This is a genomic window from Aeromonas sp. FDAARGOS 1404, assembly GCF_019047085.1.
Taxonomy (GTDB): Bacteria; Pseudomonadota; Gammaproteobacteria; order Enterobacterales; family Aeromonadaceae; genus Aeromonas; species Aeromonas veronii.
Genome location: NZ_CP077237.1, coordinates 3194591 through 3209334 on the forward strand (window position 1 = coordinate 3194591; position 14744 = coordinate 3209334).

The 14744-nt window shown below is 58.2% G+C and carries 15 protein-coding genes; 7 read left to right on the forward strand and 8 right to left on the reverse strand.

Annotated features, from left to right (window positions below):
• Window positions 1-60: 60 nt before the first annotated feature.
• On the reverse strand, window positions 61-1032 hold the full coding sequence (gene ispB, locus I6L34_RS14900; protein ID WP_005339034.1) for an octaprenyl diphosphate synthase: 972 nt from the start codon (window positions 1030-1032) through the stop codon (window positions 61-63).
• A gap of 242 nt (window positions 1033-1274) precedes the next feature.
• On the opposite strand from ispB, the gene rplU reads away from it, so the two are divergent.
• From rplU to I6L34_RS14920, 4 genes are all read left to right on the forward strand, one after another.
• Window positions 1275-1586: a 50S ribosomal protein L21 gene (gene rplU / locus I6L34_RS14905; protein ID WP_005304210.1), complete on the forward strand. Its 312-nt coding sequence runs from the start codon at window positions 1275-1277 to the stop codon at window positions 1584-1586.
• A 17-nt stretch (window positions 1587-1603) separates the two neighbouring features.
• Window positions 1604-1861, forward strand: a complete 258-nt coding sequence (rpmA, locus tag I6L34_RS14910) for a 50S ribosomal protein L27 (RefSeq protein ID WP_005339028.1) — start codon at window positions 1604-1606, stop codon at window positions 1859-1861.
• A 200-nt stretch (window positions 1862-2061) separates the two neighbouring features.
• Window positions 2062-3264 (forward strand): Obg family GTPase CgtA, encoded by a 1203-nt coding sequence (cgtA, locus tag I6L34_RS14915; protein WP_216954901.1) that lies wholly within the window; start codon window positions 2062-2064, stop codon window positions 3262-3264.
• A 366-nt stretch (window positions 3265-3630) separates the two neighbouring features.
• On the forward strand, window positions 3631-5001 hold the full coding sequence (locus I6L34_RS14920; RefSeq protein ID WP_005339025.1) for a YjiH family protein: 1371 nt from the start codon (window positions 3631-3633) through the stop codon (window positions 4999-5001).
• 83 nt (window positions 5002-5084) lie between these two features.
• Here I6L34_RS14920 and I6L34_RS14925 read toward each other — a convergent pair whose 3' ends face one another.
• On the reverse strand, window positions 5085-5423 hold the full coding sequence (locus I6L34_RS14925; RefSeq protein ID WP_201992313.1) for a hypothetical protein: 339 nt from the start codon (window positions 5421-5423) through the stop codon (window positions 5085-5087).
• A 305-nt stretch (window positions 5424-5728) separates the two neighbouring features.
• Here I6L34_RS14925 and I6L34_RS14930 point away from each other — a divergent pair, with 305 nt between their 5' ends.
• The 3 genes from I6L34_RS14930 (at window position 5729) to I6L34_RS14940 (ending at window position 7792) form a co-directional block, all read left to right on the forward strand.
• On the forward strand, window positions 5729-6718 hold the full coding sequence (locus I6L34_RS14930) for a luciferase-like monooxygenase (RefSeq protein WP_216954902.1): 990 nt from the start codon (window positions 5729-5731) through the stop codon (window positions 6716-6718).
• Between the two features lie 3 nt (window positions 6719-6721).
• A complete protein-coding gene (locus I6L34_RS14935; protein WP_216954903.1) occupies window positions 6722-7168 on the forward strand; it encodes a VOC family protein in 447 nt (148 codons plus the stop codon).
• 123 nt (window positions 7169-7291) lie between these two features.
• The gene (locus I6L34_RS14940; RefSeq protein WP_021231934.1) at window positions 7292-7792 is read left to right on the forward strand and encodes a 2TM domain-containing protein; all 501 of its coding nucleotides are present in this window, start codon (window positions 7292-7294) and stop codon (window positions 7790-7792) included.
• Window positions 7793-7916: 124 nt separating this feature from the next.
• On the opposite strand, the gene I6L34_RS14945 is transcribed toward I6L34_RS14940, so the two are convergent.
• From I6L34_RS14945 to lptD, 6 genes are read right to left on the reverse strand one after another with little or no spacing between them, the layout of a single operon-like run.
• A complete protein-coding gene (locus I6L34_RS14945) occupies window positions 7917-8738 on the reverse strand; it encodes a symmetrical bis(5'-nucleosyl)-tetraphosphatase (RefSeq protein ID WP_005358331.1) in 822 nt (273 codons plus the stop codon).
• A gap of 6 nt (window positions 8739-8744) precedes the next feature.
• The gene (apaG, locus tag I6L34_RS14950) at window positions 8745-9107 is read right to left on the reverse strand and encodes a Co2+/Mg2+ efflux protein ApaG (RefSeq protein ID WP_058059471.1); all 363 of its coding nucleotides are present in this window, start codon (window positions 9105-9107) and stop codon (window positions 8745-8747) included.
• Between the two features lie 4 nt (window positions 9108-9111).
• On the reverse strand, window positions 9112-9924 hold the full coding sequence (rsmA, locus tag I6L34_RS14955) for a 16S rRNA (adenine(1518)-N(6)/adenine(1519)-N(6))-dimethyltransferase RsmA (protein ID WP_058059470.1): 813 nt from the start codon (window positions 9922-9924) through the stop codon (window positions 9112-9114).
• Window positions 9914-10909, reverse strand: a complete 996-nt coding sequence (pdxA, locus tag I6L34_RS14960; RefSeq protein ID WP_216954904.1) for a 4-hydroxythreonine-4-phosphate dehydrogenase PdxA — start codon at window positions 10907-10909, stop codon at window positions 9914-9916. The genes rsmA and pdxA overlap by 11 nt, the downstream gene beginning before the upstream one ends.
• A complete protein-coding gene (gene surA, locus I6L34_RS14965; RefSeq protein WP_005349338.1) occupies window positions 10909-12207 on the reverse strand; it encodes a peptidylprolyl isomerase SurA in 1299 nt (432 codons plus the stop codon). Before surA ends, pdxA begins: the two co-directional genes overlap by 1 nt.
• 26 nt (window positions 12208-12233) lie before the next feature.
• A complete protein-coding gene (gene lptD / locus I6L34_RS14970; RefSeq protein ID WP_058057251.1) occupies window positions 12234-14699 on the reverse strand; it encodes an LPS assembly protein LptD in 2466 nt (821 codons plus the stop codon).
• Window positions 14700-14744 lie beyond the last annotated feature (45 nt).

Consider the following 14744-nt stretch of genomic DNA (forward strand, 5'->3'; position numbering starts at 1 on the left):
AGCAGATAGCAGACAATAAAAAAGAGGCCGAAGGCCTCTTTTTTCATGCATGTCGTTTACTCAGGCACTGCGCTGCACGGCCATGTGGGCCAGTGTTTCCAGCGCGTGCTTGTGCGGGGAGTCCGGCAGGATGGCGAGGGCGGCAATGGCCTTGTCTGCCTCTTCCCGGGCCCGCATGCGGGAGTACTCCAGCGCGCCGGTACGGTCGAGAATCCCGAGGATCTGCTCAAGATGCTCCATGCCGTTGCGGTGCTCGATGGCATCGCGCACCAGCTGGCGCTCTTCCGGCGTGCCCACTTCCATGGCACGCAGCAGCGGCAGGGTCGGTTTTCCTTCGGCCAGATCGTCGCCGACGTTCTTGCCCATCTCTTCGCTCTGGGAGCAGTAGTCCATCACGTCATCGATGATCTGGAACGCGGTGCCCAGATACTTGCCGTAATCGGTCATGGCCTGCTCGACGGGCTCGGGCTGATGGGTCAGCACGGCGGCGAGTCGGGTGGCGGCTTCAAACAGCTTGGCGGTCTTGCAGTAGATGACCGTCATGTAGCTCTCTTCGGTGGTGTCCGGATCGTTGCAGTTCATCAGCTGCAACACTTCCCCTTCGGCGATGGTGTTGGTGGCATCCGAAAGGATCTCCATCACCCGCAGGTTGGAGAGTTCGGCCATCATCTGGAAGGAGCGGCTATAGAGGTAGTCACCGACCAGCACGCTGGCGGCATTGCCAAACATGGCGTTGGCGGTCTCCCTGCCACGGCGCAGGTCGGATTCGTCGACCACGTCGTCATGCAGCAGGGTAGAGGTGTGAATGAATTCGATGATGGCGGCCAGTTTCAGGTGATCCTCACCCTCATAGCCCAGCGCACGCGCAGCCATCACGGTCAGCATGGGGCGCATCCGTTTCCCGCCGGCGCTGACAATGTAGAAACCCAGCTGATTAATCAGACTAACGTCGGACTGGAGTCGGGCCAGGATCAGTTCATTGACCGCCGTCATGTCGGCGGCACAGAGCGCACGGATAGTCTGTTGGTCCATAAGTCTCGTAACGTGACAGCAGCAATAACTGCGATTTTAGTAATGGCAGGGATTCTACACGATTTCACAATGGGTTACAGTTAGGCGTTTATCCACGGCGGCAGATATGCGCACAAAATAAACTTTTTGCTAAATTGGCCTTGCCTGAGCAGATCGATTTGCGTAGAATGCCCGCCCATTGTTATAGGTTTTTGCGCATGTCTAGCCTTGAGCAAAAGACATGCCTTTACGGAGTTAATCAAATGTACGCGGTATTCCAAAGCGGCGGAAAACAACACCGTGTGGCCGAAGGTCAAATCGTTCGTCTGGAAAAGCTGAACGTTGAGACTGGCGCTACCATCGACTTCAACGAAGTTCTGATGGTTGCTGCAGGCGACACTTTTAAAGTAGGTGCTCCTTTCGTTGAAGGTGGCAAGGTTGTAGCTGAAGTTGTGGCTCACGGCCGTGGCGAGAAAGTGACTATCGTCAAGTTCCGTCGTCGTAAGCACCATCGTAAGCAAGCGGGCCACCGTCAGTGGTTCACTGAAGTCAAAATCACTGGCATCAGCGCTTAATTAGAGGAGTCCGATAAATGGCACACAAAAAAGCTGGCGGTTCATCCCGCAACGGTCGCGATTCTGAAGCTAAACGCCTGGGCGTGAAGCGTTTCGGCGGCGAAACAGTTCTGGCTGGCAGCATCATCGTTCGTCAACGTGGTACCAAGTTCCACGCTGGCACCAACGTTGGTCTGGGCAAGGATCACACCCTGTTCGCTACCGCGACTGGTAAAATCCTGTTCGAAGTTAAAGGTCCGCTGAATCGTAAGTACGTTAGCATCGTTGCTGAGTAATTACGGACCGCAAGGATCCGAAGCCCCGCCAACAGGCGGGGCTTTTGTTTTTCTGACGTCTTTCTGATGTCGTTGACGAAAAAACGGAACGCAGCTGACTTTGGCTCTGACGGGCATGATTGGCAAGATGCGTATCGCCCGCAGGGGTCTGTACCACTATAATTGCGTATCGGTTTTTCGAATTAAGGTGACGGTTACCTATGAAGTTTGTTGATGAAGTCCAGATTCGAGTCGATGCCGGTGACGGTGGTAACGGTTGTGTAAGCTTTCGCCGTGAAAAATATATTCCCAACGGTGGTCCGGACGGCGGTGATGGCGGTGATGGTGGCGACGTATATCTGATCGCCGACGAGAACCTCAATACCCTGATCGACTACCGTTTCGAGCGTTTCCATGCTGCCGAGCGCGGTGAGAATGGCCAGAGCGCCAACTGTACCGGTCGCCGCGGCAAGGACAAGATCCTGCGTGTGCCGGTCGGTACCCGAGCGACCGATGAAGATACCGGTGAACTGCTGGGGGATCTGACCCACCACGAGCAGAAGCTGCTGGTTGCCAAAGGTGGTTTCCACGGTCTGGGCAACACCCGCTTCAAGAGCTCCGTCAACCGTGCTCCCCGCCAGAAGAGTAACGGTACTCCGGGTGAAGTGCGTACCCTGAAGCTGGAGCTGCTGCTGCTGGCCGATGTCGGCATGCTGGGTCTGCCCAACGCAGGCAAGTCTACCTTTATTCGCGCCGTTTCTGCGGCTCGCCCGAAAGTGGCTGATTACCCCTTCACTACCCTGGTACCGAACCTGGGTGTGGTGCGTGGTGAAAACTCCCGCTCCTTCGTGATCGCCGATATCCCTGGTCTGATCGAAGGTGCTGCCGAAGGCGCAGGTCTGGGTATCCGCTTCCTGAAACACCTCGAGCGTTGCCGCGTGCTGATCCACCTGGTGGATATCTGCCCGGTTGATGGCTCCGATCCTGCTGAAAATGCCGTGACCATCGTCAAGGAGCTGGAGAAGTACAGCCCGGAACTGGCTGGCAAGCCGCGCTGGTTGGTGTTTAACAAGATGGATCTGATCCTGGAAGAAGAAGCCCAGGAGGTGATGGATCGTGTCAAGGCGGCCCTGAACCACGAAGGTCCGGTCTATGCCATCACTGCCATCAGCAAGGAAGGCACCAAGAAGGTCTGCTACGACATTCTGGATCTGCTGGATACCATGCCCCGTCAGCTGGCGGAAGATGCCAAAGACGCCATCGAGAAGGTGGAGTTTAAGTGGGACGACTACCACAAGAACCAGCTGGCCAAGGCTGAAGCGGAAGCACTGGTTGCCTCTCTTGCCTTCGATGAAGGGCTTGATGATGACGATTGGGATGACGACGAAGATGATGGCGTTGAAGTCATCTACGTCCGTGACTGATCCCCGTCACTCTCATTGAAAACCGGAGCCTGAACAGGCTCCGGTTTTTTTATGTCTATCGAGCAGCAACTCATTAGGTATATTTGTGATGTCACTTATTGCCTGCTACTGATAACCGATTATACTGCCCACCAAAATTAACAATAACGAAACAATCATCTGGCGATGTCGATTGAATCGATATGCGCCGCTGTATCTTATTTTTTTAATGGAAGGTTTACCTGTGGAAATATTTATGCGCAGATTTCTGCCTTAAGGGCTTGTTTGTGCATTTTTTTGGAGTATTCTTGCGCCCGTTTTGCCGGTTAATGCATGAATACGCAGGTTGGCCGGGCTAGGGAAAAGTAACATTAGGGCAGTCATATCATGTTGGAAAAGAGTCTCGAAGCACCTGCGGTCAATACTCGCCGTAATTTGTTGATGTTTCTGGTTCCGTCACTTATCGGGATCCTGCTGTTCATGACGCCGGTCGTCTATGACGGTAACGTCACCATCCCGGTGGCCGTGCTGGCCAAGCTGGTACAGCGCGTTTTTGCCGATTATCTGGTCGCCATGGTCAGTGCGGTGATCACCACCACCATGCTGATGACGGTGATTGCCTGGCTGTTCAAGCCAGCGATTCTGGTGCGTCGTCCTTTCCTCAACAGTTTGTTCAATGTCTCCCCTTTCTGGGCCTGCGTGCGGGTATTGGGCGGTATCTTCGTGCTGCTGACCTTCTTCCAGGTGGGGCCAGAGGTGCTTTACTCCGGCGCAACCGGTGGACTGGTGCTCAACGATCTGCTGCCGGTGCTGTTTTCAGTCTTCATTTTTGCCGGCCTGCTGCTGCCGTTGCTGCTCGATTTCGGGCTGCTGGAATTTGTCGGCACCATGATGACCCGCATCATGCGTCCGGTGTTCCGGTTGCCGGGTCGTTCGGCTGTGGACTGCTTTGCCTCCTGGCTTGGCGATGGCAGCGTCGGCATCCTGCTGACCAGCAAGCAGTACGAAGGGAAGTTCTATACCCAGCGTGAAGCCGCGGTGATTGGCACCACTTTCTCTGCTGTCTCCATCACCTTCTGTCTGGTGGTGATCTCCCAGGTGAAGCTGGAGCACATGTTCGTCCCCTTCTACCTGACCGTCTGTCTGGCGGGGGTGGTTGCCGCCATCGTGGTGCCGCGTTTGCCGCCACTTTGCTGGAAGAAGGACATCTATGCCGATGGCACTCCCCTGTGCCGTAAGCAGGAAGCAGTGCCGCACCAGCACAGCGTGATGAGCTATGGTTTCGAGCGTGCCCTGACCAAGGCTGACAGCATGACTGATCTCGGCGCCGTCGCGCGGGAAGGGGTGAAGAATGCACTGGATATGGTGTTTGGCGTGCTGCCGGTGGTAATGGCTATAGGTACCTGTGCCCTGATGCTGGCCGAACATACCCCTATCTTCAACTGGCTTGGCGCTCCGTTCGTCCCCTTGCTGGAGCTGCTGCAACTGCCGGAGGCGGAAGCGGCGTCCAAGACCATCATGGTCGGTTTTGCCGACATGTTCATTCCGGCAGTGCTGGCCTCGACCATCGAGAGTGACATGACCCGCTTCGTGATTGCCGCCATGTCGGTGACCCAGCTGATCTATATGTCGGAAGTGGGCGCCCTGCTGCTGGGCAGCAAGATCCCGGTCAAGCTGTGGGAACTGTTCGTTATCTTCCTGCTGCGCACTCTGGTTACCTTGCCGGTTATCGCCGGGGTGGCGCACCTGCTGTTCTAAGGACGCAACGCAGTGAAAAACGGTCAACCTCGGTTGACCGTTTTTTTTTCGCAGTGACGGGAGAGAGTACCCCTTCGGTTGGCTCAGCCTGTAGTGATGGGACACTGGATGGTCAGTGAGTGGACTGTGTTGGCGATGCTATAGGGCTTGGCAGCTTGGTAGATTTTCTTCTCCTTGTCATAGCTTCCCCCCAGATACTGGGTGCTGTAGAGCGTCTGCTGACGGCGGTCGGTCTCCTTGTAACCTTGCGGGCAGGTCTGGTTAGCCTGCTGGAAGCAGGCTTTCATGCTGCTGCATTCGATGTAGAAACCGCGCTGGCTGGTATCGGCAAGGTGCACCGGGGTGACGGTGGGGGCGGGGGGAGACAACAGGGCGCAACCGGAGAGCGTCAGTGCGCCCAGCAGAACGAGATGTTTTGACATAGATAACCTGAACAGTGTGGTGTGACAAAAAGTGAGGGGGAGTCTGTTGCTCCCCCTTCGCTATAGGGGCACCGTTATAACCAGCCGGGGGCGATCAGGCCAGCCCGCAAATGTAAGAAAATATGATCCACCCCCGTGCATGCGCGGCCAGCAGGATGATCGTTCGAACAATACTTGCCTGAGATTTGTTCCGTTCGATTGCTGCCGCTTGGCAGGCAGAGTGTGGCAGGAGATAGTGATTCATTCAGGTATCCCGTGCTACATTGCCCCACTTGTTACTGGTGTGTAAATCAATGGAGTGACCCATGTCTGCCATCCCCTATTCCGTGCTCGATCTGGTGCCTGTTGCCGAGGGTTCCGTGCCTGCCGAGTCGTTTCGCCGTTCACGGGATCTTGCCTGCCATGCCGAGGGTTGGGGTTACCAGCGCTACTGGCTGGCCGAACATCACAACATGCCGGGCATTGCCAGTGCCGCCACCTCGGTGCTGATCGGTCATCTGGCCGAAGCCACCACCACTCTGCGGATCGGGGCGGGTGGCATCATGCTGCCGAACCACTCGCCGCTGGTGATTGCCGAGCAGTTTGGCACCTTGGCTTCGCTCTATCCCGACCGCATCGATTTGGGCCTTGGTCGCGCCCCCGGTACTGATCAGCGCACCATGCGGGCGCTGCGACGTATGCGCAGTGGCGAGGTGGATGATTTTCCGGCCGATGTGCGTGAGCTGATGAGCTACTTTGGCGACGAGATCGGCACGGTGCAGGCGGTGCCCGGTCAGGGACTGCATCTGCCCATCTGGCTGCTTGGCTCCAGCCTCTACAGCGCGCAACTTGCAGCGGCGATGGGCTTGCCATTCGGTTTTGCTTCCCATTTCGCGCCCGCCATGTTGCTGCAGGCGCTGGAGATCTACCGCAGCCGGTATCGCCCCTCTGCTCGCTGGCCCAAACCCCATGCGGTGGTCTGTATCAATATGATCGCCGCCGACAGTGAGCGGGAGGCCCGTTTCCAATTCACTACCGTGCAGCAGCAGTTCTTGCGCCTCCATCGCGGTGATGCGGGCAAGCTGCCCGCGCCGGTTGTCCAGCTTGGCGATGAGTGGGCACCTCGTGAGTTGATGGCGATGGAGCAGACCCTGGCCCGATCTCTGGTGGGCGACCCTGAGCAGGTTCGTCACGGCCTCAAGGCGCTGCTGGCGGAAACCCGTGCCGATGAGCTGATGTTCAATGGGCCCATCGTCGATCATCAGGCCCGATTGCGCTCCTTTGAAATTGCCGCCGAGCTGATGCAGAGCCTGTAAGCCATGACGAACCCTACTGTCGCGGTGGATGGGCCGTATTGGAATCCCATGGTACCGGAGCTGTCGGTTACCGATCTGGCTCGATCTCTGGTTTTCTATACCGGTTTGTTGGGCTTCTCGGTCCGCTATCGGCGCGATGACCCTCCTTTTGCTTATCTTGAGCAGCAACAGATACAGCTGATGCTGGAGCAGGTACATCCGGCGGGTTGGCAGGTCGGGGCGCTGGAGCCACCGTTCGGTCGGGGGATCAATCTGCAGATGGAGCTGACCGAGATCCAGCCGCTACTCGACTGCTTGCAGGCCGCCGAGATTGCACTTTTCCGGCAGCCCACTGAGGTCTGGTATCCAGTGGGCGAGATGCTGGCCGGGCAGCGCGAATTTTTGCTGCAGGATCCCGATGGTTATCTGTTACGGTTTGTGCAATATCTGGGGGAACGAGCGGCTGACTGACAAGATAAAAATCTTAACCATCTGATTTTAAAGAACTGTCAGATGTATGTCGGCTATCTGTCGTGTCACCTTTCGCGGCGCAAGCCCTATGCTGGCCCTGTCAATTACCACAAGGAGTTCGAGATGATCGTCAGGAAGTTGAGATTGCAACGGGGTTGGTCTCAGGATCAGTTGGCAACGTTGACTGGTTTGAGTGTCCGCACTATCCAGCGGATCGAGCAGGGGCAGCAACCCGGACTGGAATCTCTCAAGGCCCTGGCCGCCGTCTTTGAACTCGATGTGGCTCAACTGGATGGATCAGAGCAACAGGAGCGCGAGATGAGAGGAAGTGACACTATGGGGCAGGATGCGGTGCAGGTATCGGCAGAGGAGCGGGCGGCAATGCGCTATGTGGAGGAGCTAAAGGGCTTCTATCACCATGTCGCCAGCTACGTGGTAGTGATCTGCGGGCTGTTTGTCATCAACTACCTGAGCAATCCGGAGTACATCTGGGCCTGGTGGCCAACCCTGGGCTGGGGGCTGGGACTTGCCTCCCATGCTGTTCGGGTGTTTCAGCCCTTCAAGCTGTTTGGCCCCGAGTGGGAGCGGCGCCAGATCGAGAAGCGGCTGGGGCGCAAGTTGTAACATCATTCGCCGGAAAACAGGGAACCTAAACAGCAAGCCCGGCAACCAGCCGGGCTTTGTTATTGGAACGGGTTGTAGCCATCCGTGCGGCAGCGATCGCGACCGCCTGATTGCAGTGCTCCCCCTAGCTGGCGTGAACCGGGCAGGGGGTGGCGATCAGGGCATCATCTTCATAACGCCACAGGGTGAGGCTGTTGCCCCAGACACAGCCGGTATCGAGTGCCTTGATATCGCTCTTGCCGGTGTTGCCCATCAGGGCTGCCCAGTGGCCGAACACCAGAATGGGGTCATCCACGTGGTGTTCGCGCTGTTCGAACCAGGGACGCAGCCCCGGGGTCGACTCCTTGGGCCCCTTCTTGCATTTGAAGTCGAGACGACCGTCGAAATAGCAGAAGCGCATCCGGGTGAAGGTGTTGATGATGTAGCGGTAGCGGTCGATCCCGACCAGATCATCTTTCCAGCCATCGGGCTGGTCGCCGTACATGTTGTGCAGCAGCCAGCTGTACTGGTCACCGCGCAGCAGGCTCTCTACCTCGCGGGCGCAGTTGCGCGCGGTGCGGACATCCCATGCGGGGGAGATCCCGGCATGCACCATCATGATGGGGAGATCCGGATGTTCGGCCAGCAGCGGGCGGTGGCGCAGCCACTCCAGCAGTTCATCCCGATCAGGGGCATCCATCAGGCTTTGCAGCTTGTCTTTCTTCTTGAGCGGTGCAACGCCATCGGCGACCGCCAGCAGGTGCAGGTCGTGGTTACCGAGCACGGTGACGGCGCGGTTGCCCAGCCCTTTGACAAAACGCAGGGTATTGAGGGAGTCCGGGCCGCGGGCGACCAAATCGCCGCAGAGCCAGAGCACGTCATTTTCGGGATCGAACGCGGCAAGATCCAGCAGACGGCGCAAGTCGTCGTAACAGCCCTGGATGTCACCAACAAAACAGTTCGCCATGAAACCTCAGTTGATAATATTGGGGATGGCCAGCGTGAAGGGGGCGATAGGCGCCTCGAACTGCTGACCAGAGCCATCTTGCAGGGTATAGCTCCCTTCCATCACCCCGAGCGGGGTCGCCAGCGGCACGCCGCTCTGGTAGCTGTAGGTCTCACCTTCGGCAATGACGGGTTGTTCCCCGACCACGCCCGAGCCTGCCACTTCCAGCATCTTGCCATTGGCATCTGTGATGAGCCAGCGCCGATGCAGCAGTTGCACCGGGCCAGGCCCCAGATTCTCAATCTCGATCAGATAGTGAAACTGGTAAGGGTCTTTGGAGCCCGCCACATACACGGGGTATGGGCGGATCTCGATGTGCGGGAGTGCCACAGGATCAGGCCTGTTGCTGATCCGCCAGCCAGTTGGCGATCATGACAAACTGCTCGAGGGAGAGATTCTCCGGGCGCAGGTTGCCATCGATACCAAGCTCGGTCAGCTGGGCGTCGGTGATGAAGTTGGAGAAGCTGTTGCGGATGGTCTTGCGACGCTGGCCAAAGCCTTCGGTACAGACGCGATTCAGACAACGAATGTCTTTCGCGACTATGGTCGGATTCTTGTGCGGGATCAGGCGAACTACGGCAGAGTCCACTTTCGGCGCCGGTTTGAAGGCGCCCGGGCCCACTTCCAGCACCGGCACCACCTGGCAGTAGTACTGGGTCATCACGCTCAGACGGCCATAAGCCTTGCTGCCCGGACCGGCGGCCAGACGCAACACCACTTCCTTTTGCAGCATGAAGTGCATGTCTTCAACCCGGTCGGCAAATTCGCACAGGTGGAAGATGAGCGGGGTGGAGATGTTGTAGGGCAGGTTGCCGAAGATGCGCAGCGGCCCCTTGCCTTCACCCATCAGGGTGCCGAAGTCGAAACGCATGGCGTCCGCTTCGATGACGGTCAGCTTGTCTTTGAGGGTCGGGTGCTCGCGCAGGCGCGCAGCCAGGTCCCGGTCAAGCTCGACCACGGTCATTTTGTCCATCTGGGCGGCAACCGGCTCGGTCAGCGCGGCCAGACCCGGACCGATCTCCACCAGATTCTGACCCGACTGCGGGTTGATGGCGGCGACGATTTGATCGATCACATACCGGTCGTGCAAGAAGTTCTGACCGAAACGCTTACGGGCCGTGTGGCCCATGTGCACCTTACTGCTCATATCTTTTTTTCTCTACCATCTTGATGGCGTGGTTAATCGCGGTGACAAGGCTGCCCGGATCGGCCAGGCCCTTGCCTGCCAGATCCAGTGCGGTGCCGTGATCCACCGAAGTGCGGATGAAGGGAAGCCCCAGGGTGATATTGACCGAACTGCCGAAGCCCTTGTATTTGAGCACAGGCAGCCCCTGGTCGTGGTACATGGCAAGTACCGCATCCGCATCCTTGAGGTATTTCTCCTGGAACAGGGTGTCGGCCGGCAATGGGCCGACCAGATCGATCCCTTCCTGGCGCAGGATGGCCAGGGCGGGTTCGATCACGTCAATCTCTTCACGTCCAAGATGGCCACCTTCCCCGGCGTGGGGGTTGAGTCCGCAGACGTAAATACGGGGTTTGGCGATACCAAACTTGGTTGTGAGATCCTCGTTGAGGATCCGGATCACCTTGCCGAGGCGATCTTCGGTGATGGCCATCGCTACATAGGCCAGCGGAATATGGGTAGTCGCCAGTGCGACCCGCAGCCCCTCGGTTGCCAGCATCATTACCACATCGGCGGTGTTGGATTGTTGGGCAAAGAACTCGGTGTGGCCGCTGAACGAGACCCCGGCCTGGTTGATGATCCCCTTGTGCACCGGCCCGGTCACCACTGCGGCAAATTCGCCGCTCATGTTGCCATCGCAGGCACGCTGCAGGGTCGCCAGCACATAGGCGCCATTGCCTTCGTTCAGCTCGCCCGGCACCACGGGGGCGCCGAGAGAGACAGAACATACCGTCAGGGTGCCGGCTCGCTGCGGTTGAGCAGGTTTACGGGCATCATAGGGCTCAAGCTCGATGGGCAGTCCCAGCAGGGCCGCCCGCTCGCGCAGCAGCGCCGGATCGGCAATCACCACCAACTGGTGCGGCCAATCCTGCCGGGCAATCTGCAGCACCAGATCAGGCCCAATCCCGGCCGGTTCGCCCGGGGTGACGGCAAGACGACGGCAGCTCATCAGCTACCGGCTCCTTCGATCTGGATGTAGGCCTCGTCACGCAGTTCATCCAGCCACGCCTGGGACTCTTCCACGAAGCGGCGATTGTAGATCAGCTGGTAGGCGCGCTGCTCCTGAGCCTTGTCGGTCGCATCCTGGCTGCGGCGATCTTCCACCTGCACGATGTGCCAGCCATGGCTGGTACGGAACGGGGCACTGATCTGGCCCGGTTGCAGACGGTTGACCATGTCGCGGAACTCGGGGACATAGACGTTGGGATCAGACCAGCCCAGTTCGCCGCCCTGCACCGCAGAGCCCGGATCTTCGGAGTACTTCTCCGCCATGCTGGCGAAGCTGGCCTTGCCGCTCTTGATGTCGTGCAGAATACCATCCAGCATCCCCTTGGCTTTCTCTTCGCTCAGGATAATGGAGGGCTTGATCAGGATATGACGGGCCTTCACCTCGGTCTGCATCACTTGCTGCTGACCCTTGGTGTCGAACACCTTGACGATGTGCAGGCCGGCACCGGAGCGCAGCGGGCCGACGATGTCGCCCTTCTTGGCACCTTGCACCGCTTCCGCCATCAGGGTCGGCATCTCTTGCGGGCTCATCCAGCCCCAGTCGCCCCCTTCCAGCGCCTTGGGACCGTTACTCTCGGCAATGGCCAGTTTGCGGAAGTCGGCACCTTGCTTGAGGGCGGCCAGAATGCGCTCGATCTTGCTCTTGGCGGCATCCAGCTGGGCGGCAGTGGGGTTGTCCGGCAGGGCAATCTGGATATGGCCTACGTGGTATTCGTTCTGCTGTTGACCCTGTTTCTTCAGGATCTCCACCACCTGCTTCACTTCCTGCTCGGAGATGTTGATACGGCGGCGCACCTGGTTGCGGCGCACCTCGTTCATCAGGATCTCGCGGCGAACCTCTTCCCGATACTGGGCATAGGTCATCCCTTCACGGGCGAGCTGGGCCCGCAGCTGATCCAGGGTCATCTTGTTGTCGGCAGCGATGCCCTGAATAGCCTGTTCCAGCTGGGTGTCGCTGATCTTCAGCCCCTGGCGCTCCGCCAGTTGCAGCTGCAGGCTCTCCTGGATCAGGCGATCCAGCGCCTGTTTGCGCAGGGTGGCATCGTCAGGCAGGGACTGGCCGCTCTCCTGGGCGGAGAGTTTTACCTTGTTGACCAGTGCGTCCTGTTGGCTGGACAGCACCACGTCCTTGTTGACCACGGCCAGAACCTTGTCCATCAGCTCGGGCGCTGCCAGTGCGGCCTGGCTCATGGCGCCGAACATTCCCGCGGTCAGCAGGGCAATCAGGGTCTTTTTCATATCCATCTCTCAAGGCTGGGCCAGCATCATTGCTGACCTTTCAGATTAAACGGGCGAACATAGGGCAACAGCTCGGTATCCAGGGTGACGCTGCGGCCACCGGTACCCACGCTGCCAAGTCCCTTCATTTCAAACTGCAGACCAATGACTCTTTCCGAAGTGGGTTTCAGGGTGACGTTGTCAGGCTGATTGTGCCACTCCAGGCTCATGTTGATGCTCCAGCAGCAGGAGTCATATTTGACACCGATCTTGCGGTCAATGTTCACATCCTGCTTGATGTCACGGTAGTAACCGCCATACATCTGCCACTGATCGGCGATCGGCGCCATCATCACCAGACCCGCCTGGCTGAGATCTTCTGCCAGTGCCGTGTTGGTCGGATAGCGATAGTCCAGGTTGCCATCCTTGATGTAGCGGTAGTTGACCTGAGTGGTCAGCTTGCCGGTCCGGTATTCGACCGCACCATTACCAGCCGTAAATTCACCCTCTGAGGTATCGTACTGGGTCCCCGCGTGGGCAAACCACTCATCGGTGATCCGGGCATCCCCCTCAAACGAGAGCAGGGAGCGGGCGTTGGTGCTTTCCGGATCGGACGAGTAGAGGCGCACCTTGGGGGGGGTCATTTCGAAGGCCTGGGCCACTGCCAGACGCAACCGTTCATCACCCACATTGTCATAGACCCGGCTGGTCAGGCCAACGGTGACCCGGTTGGCATCGCTGATGCGGTCGAGACCGGCAAAGCGGCGATCACTGAACAGGCTGTAGTAATCCTGACGGGTGGTGGTGGTGTCGTAGATCCCGATCTCGTCCTGATTTTTGTAAGGGATATAGAGGTACTGGAACTCGGGCTCCAGGGTCTGGGTGCCCTTGCCATCATACCAGTCGAGCGGCCTATCGAAGTTGACGCCCCCCTTGAGACGGAAGGACGGCAGAGTACGGGTAATAGCGCCCTCTTTCAGGGTCAGCTGTTTGCTGTCTGCATCGGTGAAGCGGCTGCGGTCCTGGCTAACCAGATCCTTGGGTACCTCCTGGTTGTAGGAGGTAAACATCAATTTGTACTGACTGGTCAGGTAGTAACCCGGTGCATCCACCAGGGGCACAGTCAAGGTGGGTGCCAGATGCAGACGGGTGGCGGTATAGCGCTCACCGGCCTGCTGGATGGTGGCACTGCCGCTGTTATAGCCAAACTTGGTCAGTTCGCTATTCCAGGCCAGATCGAACCACTTGCCCTGCTGGAAGTAGTTGTAGTCGATACGCGGCAGCATCTCGTGGGGTAGCAGCGCATACGGACTCAGGATCTGGTAGCGGCGCACCTCGGAGGTGAGGTTCCAGTTGTGCTGGTAGTAGCCGGCGGTGAAGGATTGCTGCAACTGGCTGTCGACCTGAGTGCCTACTTGTGGGCTGAAGTCGTTGAAATAGTTGTAATCCTTGTCGCGAACCTGGGTGTAGTCGATGCCCAGACGCAGGGAGCCATCCATCAGGGTGGAACTGTGGCGGACGTTCATCAGGTAACGATGCCCATCGGAGAGGTACGGAGTCCCTGTCGAAGGGTTGGTAAAGCTCGGGTTGCCAGCATCATACTGCTTGTCATCCCTGAGGCTTTCAAAATAGAGGGTGCCGGTGTGGGCGGGGTCCGGCATGTAGCGGAACTCCACCTGCTCCATCAGGCCGCGTTTGTCCATAAAACGGGAGGTGATGGTGGCATCGTAGTTGGGAGCTATGTTCCAGTAGAAGGGCTGGGTGATATCCATGCCGTTGCTGGAGCTTTGCTTGTAACCCGGGTAGAGCAGACCGGTCTTCCGCTCATCCTTGATGGGGAAGTTGATATAGGGGAAGTAGAACACCGGGTAGTCATAGAGCCAGAGGCTGGCGTTCCAGGCTTCGCCAAACACCTCTTTCTGGTCGATGTCGATGCTGCCCGCCTTGAGGGTCCACACTTCCTGACCGGGGGGGCAGGTGGTGTACTGGGCCCCCTCCATGGTGATGTTCTGGTTGTTGTTGGTCATCACCACGCGCTTGGCAAAGCCGCGCACCGGTGAGCCATGCACCTGATACTTGCCCTCTTCCAGTTCGGAGTTCTTGGTGTCCAGATTGGATTTGAGGGTCTTGTCGCTGGTGACGGTTACCTGACCGTCGTTGTAATAGATGTTGCCGATGGCGATGACATCCCGGCTCTTCTGATCGAGCTGGGCATAGTCGGAGTCAAACTTGCGAACACCCTGACGAACCTTGACGTCGCCTTCATAGACGGCGGTGCCGCCCTGTTTGGCCTCGAGACGGTCAGCATCAACCTCGACCGGCTGTGCGTTGGCATCCTGATCCGATGCAGGCTTCTCTATCTTGGGAACATAGTCATAGCAGAGACTATCGAGAATGCCGGTGGCTGGCGGCGCTTCGAACGGAGCCGCCTGCACCATCATAGGGGTGAGTGCGGGGGCCAGGCTGATAGTCAGGGCGATGGGATAGCGGTACCCCAGTGTCCATTTTGTCATGTGAAAGACTCGTGCAATCCGTGATAGATACGGTTGATCCAAAGC

What these genes read in the sequence shown, in the direction of transcription:
- I6L34_RS14945 (WP_005358331.1), bottom strand. Translation starts at nt 8,738, where the DNA reads ATGGCGAACTGTTTTGTTGGTGACATCCAGGGCTGTTACGACGACTTG.
- rplU (WP_005304210.1), top strand. Translation starts at nt 1,275, where the DNA reads ATGTACGCGGTATTCCAAAGCGGCGGAAAACAACACCGTGTGGCCGAA.
- I6L34_RS14925 (WP_201992313.1), bottom strand. Translation starts at nt 5,423, where the DNA reads ATGTCAAAACATCTCGTTCTGCTGGGCGCACTGACGCTCTCCGGTTGC.
- lptD (WP_058057251.1), bottom strand. Translation starts at nt 14,699, where the DNA reads ATGACAAAATGGACACTGGGGTACCGCTATCCCATCGCCCTGACTATC.
- I6L34_RS14920 (WP_005339025.1), top strand. Translation starts at nt 3,631, where the DNA reads ATGTTGGAAAAGAGTCTCGAAGCACCTGCGGTCAATACTCGCCGTAAT.
- I6L34_RS14940 (WP_021231934.1), top strand. Translation starts at nt 7,292, where the DNA reads ATGATCGTCAGGAAGTTGAGATTGCAACGGGGTTGGTCTCAGGATCAG.
- I6L34_RS14935 (WP_216954903.1), top strand. Translation starts at nt 6,722, where the DNA reads ATGACGAACCCTACTGTCGCGGTGGATGGGCCGTATTGGAATCCCATG.
- I6L34_RS14930 (WP_216954902.1), top strand. Translation starts at nt 5,729, where the DNA reads ATGTCTGCCATCCCCTATTCCGTGCTCGATCTGGTGCCTGTTGCCGAG.
- rpmA (WP_005339028.1), top strand. Translation starts at nt 1,604, where the DNA reads ATGGCACACAAAAAAGCTGGCGGTTCATCCCGCAACGGTCGCGATTCT.
- pdxA (WP_216954904.1), bottom strand. Translation starts at nt 10,909, where the DNA reads ATGAGCTGCCGTCGTCTTGCCGTCACCCCGGGCGAACCGGCCGGGATT.
- cgtA (WP_216954901.1), top strand. Translation starts at nt 2,062, where the DNA reads ATGAAGTTTGTTGATGAAGTCCAGATTCGAGTCGATGCCGGTGACGGT.
- ispB (WP_005339034.1), bottom strand. Translation starts at nt 1,032, where the DNA reads ATGGACCAACAGACTATCCGTGCGCTCTGTGCCGCCGACATGACGGCG.
- rsmA (WP_058059470.1), bottom strand. Translation starts at nt 9,924, where the DNA reads ATGAGCAGTAAGGTGCACATGGGCCACACGGCCCGTAAGCGTTTCGGT.
- surA (WP_005349338.1), bottom strand. Translation starts at nt 12,207, where the DNA reads ATGAAAAAGACCCTGATTGCCCTGCTGACCGCGGGAATGTTCGGCGCC.